Raw genomic sequence first — 6,583 nt, forward strand, 5'->3', positions numbered from 1 at the left:
GGCGGATCCAGGGGCAACAGGATGCGCTGAGTAACCTGCGCAACGTGGCCGCGCGTTTGCCGCTGCCGCTGGCGGGCTGGTTCGAAAGCCTGGCCGACGAGCATTGGCGCCGCCTGCTCGACCAGGCTTATCGGCATGTGAACCAGCGTTATCAGAGCGAGGTATATGGTTTCTACAGCAGGGCGATCAAGCTGCGTTTCCCGTTCAATGCCCACGCCAGCAGCGACGTTTCCCTCAACGACTTCCAGGAGTTTTTCAAGCCTGAGGGGATCATGGCGCGATTCTTTGACAGCTATCTGAAGCCTTTTGTCAGCGGTGATTCCGGGCGCTACAGGCTGCGTAGCCTGGATGGGCGCAGCCTGCCGATGTCTCGGGCGTTGCTCGACCAGCAGGCGAAGGTGCAGGTGATCAGGCGCGGTTTTTTTGCGGATGAGCCGGGGGACTTGCAGGTTCGTTTCACGCTCGCACCCTATAGCCTGGACCCGTCGGTGAGTCGCGCGGTCTTGCGTTTGGGTGGCCAGCAGATGGAGTACCGGCACGGGCCGATTGTCCCCATGGCGATGCAATGGCCAGCCGAGGCTGAGAATGGTCGCAGCAGCCTGGTACTGGAGCGTGGCAGCGAGCGGGCGCTGGGGCTCGAAAAAAATACCGGGGCCTGGTCCCTGTTTCGCTTGTTCGACTTGATGCAGAGCGAACCCTCCAGCGGGCAGGATGAGCTGATCCTCAAGGCTGACCTGGCAGGCTTGCGCGCCAACTACCTGCTGACCAGCCGACGCACCCCCAATCCATTTCAGATGGCGCAGTGGCGAACTTTTCGCCTGCCGGAGCAGTTGTGAGCCAACCTCGCGACCGCTGGCACAGCGCCGGTCGCACAGACCGTGGAAAGGTCCGTTTACGCAACGAGGATGCCTTTCTCGATTGCCCCGGGACGGGCTGCTGGGCCGTCGCGGACGGGATGGGCGGGCATCAGGCGGGGGATATCGCCAGCCAGCTGGTGGTCGATGGCCTGGCGTCATTGCCCGGCCAGGGCAGCCTGGATGAACGCGTCGAGGCGACCCGTCGTTGCCTGCAATGGCTCAACCGGCGGCTGGGCGATGAATTGACGCTGGCCTCCCATGGCGCCGAGGCCATCATGGGAAGCACGGTCGTGGCGTTGTTGCTTCAGGGCGATCGCGCTGCGTGTGTCTGGGCCGGTGACAGTCGTTGCTATCTGTGGCGCGGGCAGACGCTGTACCAGCTGTCGCGAGACCACTCGCTGTGTGAGCAATTGATTGACCAGCAGGTGAGCCCGGAACAGGCCAGGGCCCATCCAGACGCACGGGCCTTGACCCGGGCCATCGGCTCGCGGGCACCACTGAGCCCGCAGGTCCTGGAACTCGGTACCTTGGCAGGGGATGTGTTTCTGTTGTGCAGCGACGGCCTGTACCAGGCGCTTAGCCACTCTGAGTTAGGCCAGGCCTTGAGCCAGGGAAATCCGCAACGTGTCCTGGACCAGCTGTTTGCAGGTGTCTTGCGCGGCACGGCGGGCGACAACCTGACCGCTGTGGTGGTGCAGTCATGCGCGACCTGACCCACTTTGCCTTTGCCAAGGCCCCGGTAAACCCACCGCGCGACGGAGCCCCCGAGTTGCTGGCCGGGCGATACCTGATCGAGCGCGTGTTGGGCGCAGGCGGCATGGGCGTGGTCTATCGTGCGCGGGACCTGCTGCACGAACAGTTTGGCGAGCCCTGTTCCAGTGTCGCGATCAAGGTGTTGGGCGAAGCCATTCGCGAATCTGCGGATGCCCACGTGTTGCTGTACAACGAGTTTGCCCTGACCCGCAGCCTGCGGCATGAGCAGGTGGTGCGTGTGTATTCATTTGAAGTGGATGCTCCCGGCCAGATCGCATTCTTTACCATGGAACTGCTCCAGGGCATGACCCTGGACCGGTTGCTGCTGGAGTGCCCCGGCGGTTTACCCTGGCAAGCGCTGCAAGGCATCGCCATGCAATTGCTCGACGCGTTGCGCCATAGCCATCAGCAGGGTGTGCTGCACGGGGATGTGAAACCCGCCAATGTCATGGTGGGAGACGGCGGCTTGCGCTTGTTCGATTTCGGTCTGGGCGAGGCTTGCGGACAGGCCCCGGCGGGTTCTCCAGGCTTGAGTCGTAGCCGCTTCAATGCCTGGACGCCCGCGTACGCCGCGCCGGAGTTGCTGGCTGGCGGAGCACTGTCGGCCAGCGCCGACCTGTATGCAGTGGCCTGTGTGTTGTACGAATTGGCACAAGGCCGGCGCCACGCCAGTGACAGGCCGGCCCGGCCCAGGCAACTGCCTCGTCATTGCTGGCCTGTATTGCGTACGGCGTTGACGGCTGACCCTGAACGCAGGGCCGTTAGCCTTGATGAATTACGCGCGGTGCTCGCTGATCGCAGGAAGGGCCTGGGCCGCTGGTTCTAGACGGGCAAGTCGTGCAGCTGGCAATACTCGAACCAACTCAGGCCTGCCATTTGCGCCACCTCCTTGTGCACCTCAAGGCGTTGCGCCTCGAACTCCGCCGGGGAATGCGCCGTCAATTTCAGCGTCAGTTCCCAGGCGAACAAGCCCTGTTGCTCGGCTTCTGCCTCGAAGGCTTCATGCAGGCGCTCGGCGCGGTACTGCTCCATGGTTTCCCCTTTGGCCTGGGCCGCCAGGGGGTTCAATGTATTCAGTTCCGCGGCCAGGGCCGGGTGTTCACTCAAGAATCGGTCCAGGGCTAGCTGGTGGTTTTCGCCGGGTTGGGACAAAGGTTTACTCCACGGTAAGAGAGACGGTCAGTGTGGCTTGGACATTAAAAAAGCCGCCATGGCTGCATAGGCGGGCAAGGTCACCCCATCATTGGCGGCGTTGCCGGCCACCGGGTGGGAGGCATAGCGAACAATCACCATTTCAGCCTTGGGGTCGATGTAGATGCTCTGGCCATGCACCCCGCGGGCCATGAAGGCGCCGTCGGGATTGTGGGTTACCCACCACATGTTGCGATAGCTCCAGCCCTTCAATTGAGCGTAGCCGCCCTGGGCGAACGCCTGCTTGTCGCCGCCCTGGCGAATATCCGTCACCACGTTTTCGGGCACGATCTGCTGGCCATTGAAGCGCCCGCCGTCGCGCAGCATCTCGGCAAACCGGGCCAGGTCCCGCAGCCCGGTGTTCAGGCCGCCACCGGCGAAGGGTGTGCCGATGGAGTCGACGGTGAAGTAGGCGTCCTGTTCGGCGCCAAGCCGACTCCAGATGCGTTCGCTGAGCAGTTGCGCGACATTGTGCCCGGTCGCGCGGGCAATCACCCAGCCGAGTACGTCGGTATTGACGGTCTTGTAGCCGAAGGCACGCCCGTGTTCGCCACGCTGCTTAACCGTTTGCAGGAACTCGTAGTAGCTGCGCGGCCCGGTGTAGTCCTTGGGTTTGGGCAGCGGGTTGCCGGCCTGGGCGTGGGCCCAGACTTCGGCGTTGGGGTCGGCATAGTCTTCGCTGTAGTCCAGGGCGGTGGTCATGTCCAGCACCTGGCGCAAGGTGGCGCTGCCAAAGGCCGAGCGGCCGAGTTCGGGCACATAGTCGACGATCTTTTTCTGTGGGTCCAGGGTGCCATCGGCCACCAGCATCGCGCCCAGGGTACCGATCACCGATTTGGTGACCGACATGGCCGCGTGTTGCCCATCCTCCTTGAGCACCCCGAAATAACGCTCATAAACCACCGTGCCGCGATGCATCACCACGATGCCATCGGTGTAGGTGGCGTCCAGGGCCTGGCGCCAGGTCAGCGGCTGGGCTGCACCCACTGGCTGCACGGGGATTGCATCGAGTGCCGGGTCGAGTACGCGTGGCAATGCCAGCGGTGCGCCGAGCCCGCGGGAGACGTTCACCGTGGGCATCAATTGGCGAAAGTTGGCGACACTCCAGCGCATCGCCGGGAAGCGGAAATAGCTGCCGTCTTCAAAGCGTACGGTGCGGTCGGCCGGCGGCGGTGCGCCGACCATCCATTGCAGCCTGGCCGGGTCGCTGGCCTGGGCATCGGCGAAGGTCGGGGTGGCGGCGCCGGCCAACGGGCTGGTCAGCCCAAGCAGCGCACAGGCCATGAGGGGAGTGAATCGCAGCATCAGTCGAGTCCGTTCGAGGGGTGCGTCGTTTTTTACGACAACCAGTGCGCCAAAGGATGGGCCAACCCGAGCCAATCGACAAGCAGCAAGCCCCTGCGGTGATTCTGAATAAATGCGCCAGGGGCGGCAAAAGCCTTTCGCTTGCGGTGTCAGGGCGTGTAGCGTTACCCCGTGATAAGGCGACAGCCAGGTGTTATTTTGCGACCCTGGCATCAGGGACCGAGGGACAGGTGATGGCGCAAACGCTGTTCAAGCTTTTCTTCACCCAGCGGCTGGCGGCCCTCGCCAGTACCGAGTCGTTGCGGGCCATACGCGAGGGGCTGTTGTGGATCCTGCCGTGCCTGCTGGTATCGGCCGGTTTCCTGATCCTGTCCGAATGCGCCCGAGTGCTGGGTTTCGACCCTCAGGTGGTGGCCTTCCTGGCGGGGTTGCACAACCAGATCAGCTCGGTGATCCCGCTGCTGGTGGCAGCCTCCATCGGTTACATGCTCGCGATCCAGCACCGCCTGCCGCAACTTCCGGTAGCGTTCCTGTGCCTGGCCCATGTAGTGATCGCCACGTTTGTGCTGCGGGATTTTCCCCGAGCCTCGGCGACCTTCGTGTTGTTCATCGCCATCGCCTCACCGCTGATCAATGTGCCCGCCATCGCCTGGCTGCATCGGCGTCGCTGGACGCGGTTGATCAACGAAGACCTGGTGGGGCACAACCTCAAGGGCACCCTCAATATGGTGGTGCCGGGGGCAATCACGGCGCTCGGGCTGGTGCTCGTGCTGTCGTTGCTGTTGCAGATTCCGCAGGTGGCACAGCTTCAGGGGCCGCAGGTACTCGATGCATTGGAGACGCCCTATGGCAGCGGCCTGTTTGTGACCCTGATGAATTCGCTGCTGTGGTTTTTCGGGATCCATGGGGTCTACGCCATGCAGCCGTTTTTTGATGTGCTGGACCAGGCGGTCGGGCTCAATAATGCGGCGGTGGCCGCGGGCGAGCCGGTCAAATATCTACTGAATGGCGGCTTGCTGGGCAGTTTCGCGTTTATCGGCGGTTCGGGTGGTGCCCTGTGCCTGCTGCTGGCGATCCTGCTGTTTTCCAAAAGCCGGTCCATGCGACTGGTGGCGATGGCGAGCCTGCCGTTGTCGTTGTTCAATGTCAGTGAAGTGCTGTTGTTTGGCTTGCCGATCATTCTTAACCCGCGGCTGTTCATTCCCTTTCTGGTGGTGCCGGCGTTCAACGTGATACTGGCGTTGATGGTGGTGCAGATTGGCTGGGTGTCGCCTGCGGTGGTGAGCGTGCCATTTACTGCGCCGGTGTTGCTCAACGCCTACCTGAGCACCCACGGCGATCTCGCGGCAGTGTTGCTGCAGGTGGTGTTGCTGGGGGTTGGCATGCTGATCTATGCGCCCTATGTGCGCGCGATCAACCGCCAGGCCACGGAGGGCGGCACGGTGTATTTGAAGTCGTTGGACATGACCTTTCGCGGCCTGGAAGAAAAAGGCCGCTTGCTGGAGCTGGACCCGGTAATGGCGTCCCACAAGGCCCAGGCGCGACAGGTCAGCGAGTTGAGTCATATCCAGCAGATCAGCGACTACGAGTTCTACCTCGAATTCCAGCCGCAGATTTCCACCCGGACCGGGCTATGCACCGGTTGCGAAGCGTTGATGCGGGCCCGGGACGCCGAAGGTACGGTGCATTCACCCTGGGAGTTCCTGCAATGGCTGGCCCATGCCAGGTTGATGCCCGACGTGGATGTGTGGGTGGCATCCCAGGCTGTGCGCCAGTACCAGAAGTGGCAGAAGGTCGGGTTTACCTTGCCGATGACGATCAATATCTCCAGCGCCACGCTGACTACCCCGGCGTATGGTGATCGGCTGGTGGAAATACTGGCCCAGGCCCACGGGCAGGTTTCGGTGGAGATCACTGAGGATGCGCTGGTGGGCGATATCCAGGGCACGCGGCAGATGATCGAGAAGCTCCAGGCGATTGGTGCCAAGGTGTATATCGACGACTTCGGCACCGGATTTTCAGCGCTGAGTTACCTGCACCAGTTCCCCGTAGATTTCATCAAGATCGATCGCAGTTTCGTGGTCGCCCAGCATGATCCAAAGGGCGCCCAGGTGTTGACCGGGATGCTGCGGTTCTGTGAGGCGTTGAACCTCGGGGTGGTGGTGGAGGGCGTGGAAACCGCCGAGCAACTGGCGTTTTTGCAGTCGGGCTCGGAGCTGATCATCCAGGGCTGGTATTTCAGCAAGGCGCTGCCGGGCGATGAACTGGAGCGGTTCGTGCGCGGGCGGTATACCCAGATGCAATCTAACGCTCCAGAACCCCTCTGAAGGTTGCGCTCAACGCCCGCAATGTCTCGCGGGAGCGGCCGTCGCTGATTCGGCTATGCAGCACGATTTCACTGACGGGCAATGCCGGTAATCCGTACTGTTCGCTGACGTCCACGGCGCCCGCCGGCGCCACTCGCCGGGCCAGCGCCG

General features: G+C 62.8%; 6 protein-coding genes and 1 pseudogene. 4 read left to right on the top strand and 3 right to left on the bottom strand.

The features are described 5' to 3' along the window. The 3 genes from HX846_RS02410 to HX846_RS02420 all read left to right on the top strand — a co-directional run. Positions 1-836 (top strand): type VI secretion IcmF C-terminal domain-containing protein (locus HX846_RS02410; protein ID WP_306173102.1); only part of this gene is annotated, 836 nt, incomplete at its 5' end. Next, positions 833-1,570: a PP2C family serine/threonine-protein phosphatase gene (locus HX846_RS02415; RefSeq protein ID WP_087694172.1), complete on the top strand. Its 738-nt coding sequence runs from the start codon at positions 833-835 to the stop codon at positions 1,568-1,570. The genes HX846_RS02410 and HX846_RS02415, both read left to right, overlap by 4 nt. After that, entirely contained in the window at positions 1,558-2,436 is an 879-nt protein-coding gene (locus HX846_RS02420) for a serine/threonine-protein kinase (RefSeq protein ID WP_178964915.1), read from the top strand. Before HX846_RS02415 ends, HX846_RS02420 begins: the two co-directional genes overlap by 13 nt. Here HX846_RS02420 and HX846_RS02425 read toward each other — a convergent pair. Then, positions 2,433-2,762, bottom strand: coding sequence for a DUF6388 family protein (locus tag HX846_RS02425; protein ID WP_087694170.1), 330 nt, complete (start codon positions 2,760-2,762; stop codon positions 2,433-2,435). The genes HX846_RS02420 and HX846_RS02425 overlap by 4 nt on opposite strands. Before the next feature lie 27 nt (positions 2,763-2,789). Further along, positions 2,790-4,085 (bottom strand): serine hydrolase domain-containing protein, encoded by a 1,296-nt coding sequence (locus HX846_RS02430; protein ID WP_372241962.1) that lies wholly within the window; start codon positions 4,083-4,085, stop codon positions 2,790-2,792. A gap of 254 nt (positions 4,086-4,339) precedes the next feature. On the opposite strand from HX846_RS02430, the gene HX846_RS02435 reads away from it, so the two are divergent. Next, entirely contained in the window at positions 4,340-6,433 is a 2,094-nt protein-coding gene (locus tag HX846_RS02435) for an EAL domain-containing protein (protein ID WP_102604784.1), read from the top strand. Here the strand turns inward: HX846_RS02435 and HX846_RS39410 are convergent. Next, a pseudogene (locus HX846_RS39410) lies at positions 6,411-6,583 on the bottom strand (LysR family transcriptional regulator); the annotation flags it as partial. The gene HX846_RS02435 and the pseudogene HX846_RS39410 sit on opposite strands and share 23 nt — an antisense overlap.

Origin of the sequence: Pseudomonas sp. K5002 (assembly GCF_013386655.1) — a bacterium.
In the GTDB taxonomy this organism is placed as follows: Bacteria; Pseudomonadota; Gammaproteobacteria; order Pseudomonadales; family Pseudomonadaceae; genus Aquipseudomonas.